The organism is Microbacterium sp. GbtcB4 (genome assembly GCF_019091465.1).
GTDB classification, from domain to species: Bacteria; Actinomycetota; Actinomycetes; order Actinomycetales; family Microbacteriaceae; genus Microbacterium; species Microbacterium paraoxydans.
In genome coordinates this window covers 1-228 of sequence record NZ_JAGXJJ010000833.1, presented here as the reverse complement: position 1 = coordinate 228, position 228 = coordinate 1, and the positions used below count along the sequence as shown (strand labels likewise).

Sequence of the window (228 nt, the reverse complement as noted above, 5' to 3'; positions counted from 1 at the left end):
AGGCGCAGTCCGGTCATGTCGCCGCCGCACTGGTGAAGGTCACCGGTCGTCGCGTCGAACTCGTCCCAATCACCAGCGAGGGCGACACCAACCGCGCCTCGCTGTCGGAGATCGGCGGCCTCGGCATCTTCGCCACCCGGCTCCGCGAAGCCCTCCTCGCCGGCGGGTGCGACTTCCTCGTGCAGTCGCTGAAGGACCTCCCGACCGCGGTTCCGGGGTCGCTCGTCC

General features: G+C 70.6%; 1 pseudogene. It reads left to right on the top strand.

The features are described from left to right. Window positions 1-228: pseudogene (locus KVS71_RS19790) on the top strand (hydroxymethylbilane synthase); the annotation flags it as partial.